General features: G+C 68.9%; 2 protein-coding genes and 1 pseudogene. All 3 read right to left on the bottom strand.

Going from position 1 to position 1,681, the window contains the following annotated elements; all coding sequences use genetic code 11:
- Window positions 1–584: pseudogene (locus AC1VNY_RS42405) on the bottom strand (OmpA family protein); the annotation flags it as partial.
- A gap of 230 nt (window positions 585–814) precedes the next feature.
- Entirely contained in the window at window positions 815–1,048 is a 234-nt protein-coding gene (locus AC1VNY_RS42400; RefSeq protein WP_304500447.1) for a hypothetical protein, read from the bottom strand.
- Between the two features lie 106 nt (window positions 1,049–1,154).
- Entirely contained in the window at window positions 1,155–1,541 is a 387-nt protein-coding gene (locus AC1VNY_RS42395) for a VOC family protein (protein ID WP_482409651.1), read from the bottom strand.
- Window positions 1,542–1,681: the final 140 nt, after the last annotated feature.

Genomic DNA, 1,681 nt, shown 5'->3' with positions numbered 1-1,681 from the left:
GGCGTCGGATGTGCGGGGGCGGCCGCCGGCGGTGGCGGGGTCGGTTTCGCAGGCGCCGCTGCGGGCGGCTCCGGACGTGCCGGTGCCTGCGATGGCTTCGCGGGCGCGGCCGCGGGCGGCGGCGGTGTGGGATGCGCAGGAGCCGCAGACGGCGGAGGCGTCGTCGGGCGCGCGGCAGGCGGCTCGGGCCGTGCGGGAGCCGGCGGCGGCGCCGGATGCGGCGCGGCTGCCGGAGGCGGCGTCGGCTTTGCCGGTGCAGCTGCGGGCGGCTCGGGCCGGGCCGGTGCTGCAGGCGGGGTCGGCTTCGCGGGCGCTGCCGCCGGCGGCGGAGCAGGATGTGCCGGTGCCGCAGCGGGAGGTGGCGCCTGCGGGTGCGGCGCGGCCGCCGGCGGTGCCGGACGTGCAGGAGCAGCCGGTGCGCCCGGCGCCGGCCGCGCTTTCGGCTTTCCGTCAGGTCCGGTTTCTTCCTTCTGCTGCGCCTGTGCGACGACCAGAGGCGAAGTTTGGGCGTGCGACGCTGAGGTGGCGAATTGCATCACCGTCAGCGCAGTCGTGGCAAGCAGCACGAGACGAAGCTTTGTCATTGTCTAGGAGTCCCCGGCGGAAAGTCTGGGCAGGAAAGCAAAGTGAGAACCGAACAATTCGGCAGGACGATGAACCGCCAGCCGTTAGGCCGGATTGTGGCGAGCCACGAATCATCGGCGAAGTTTATTTCGACATTATAACGGGTTGCATGTGCGATTGTTCACCGCGCGTTCAGAAGAAACGCACCGACACATTTGCAATCGACGTGGAACCAAGGCGCAAGAGTGGCTCACCGGCCGGCGAGTCGATCCGTCGCAGGCGGTGGGCCGGACGGTCCGGGCGGTCCGCGCACCGGTGATTCGTCAGGTGTCTTGCCGGGCAACTCGTCCGGTCGCGGCGGCTCGCCGGGTTCGCGCACCGGCTCCGGAATCTCCGGTCGCGGATTGCCGGGTGGAATTCCCGGCGGAGGTTCGCTCGGGGTGCCCGGCGTCGTCGGCGGAATCTCGGGCGGCTCGATCGGCATCATGTCGGGACCCCGCGGTTGCCGATGCCAGATCGCGTCGCGCCCATTGATCGCTCCATCGAAGTTCGAAGCGACAACGGATCGCGCGCCGCGGCGTTCCGATGTTTCACCCGGGCGCGTGGCAGACCGCCTCGATATTGTGGCCGTCCGGATCGAGCACGAATGCGCCGTAATAGTTCGGGTGATAATGCGCGCGAATGCCGGGCGCGCCGTTGTCGCGGCCGCCGGCCGCCATCGCTGCCTTGTAGAAGGCATCGACGGTGGCGCGGTCCTTGGCCGTGATGGCGATATGCACCGGCTTGTTCATCGCGCCTTCGCCGCCGATCCAGAAGTCCGGCTTGCCGTCGGCGCCGAAGCCCGCGGCGGGCGCGTGCCCGGTCACTTCCGCAGGCACTTCCATGATCAGGCCGTAGCCGAGCGGCGCCAGCGCCGTCTGGTAGAAAGCCTTCGCGCGTTGATAGTCGGAGACAGAAAAGCCGATATGGTCGATCATCGCGAGCCTCCCTTGTTGTATGACGCTACATCCGCGGACTCGTTGCACCTCTCCCGCTTGCGGGGGAGGTCGGATTGCATCGAAGATGCAATCCGGGTGGGGCTCTTTCCACAAAATGACTCGTGGACACACCCCCACCC

It is taken from the genome of Bradyrhizobium ferriligni, assembly GCF_056837965.1.
The sequence above is the reverse complement of the archived record's forward strand: the minus strand, read 5'-3'. Positions and strand labels throughout refer to the sequence as shown.

Bases quoted from the DNA above. Each gene is read 5' to 3' on its own strand.
- AC1VNY_RS42395 (WP_482409651.1), bottom strand. From the start codon at position 1,541: ATGATCGACCATATCGGCTTTTCTGTCTCCGACTATCAACGCGCGAAG.
- AC1VNY_RS42400 (WP_304500447.1), bottom strand. From the start codon at position 1,048: ATGCCGATCGAGCCGCCCGAGATTCCGCCGACGACGCCGGGCACCCCG.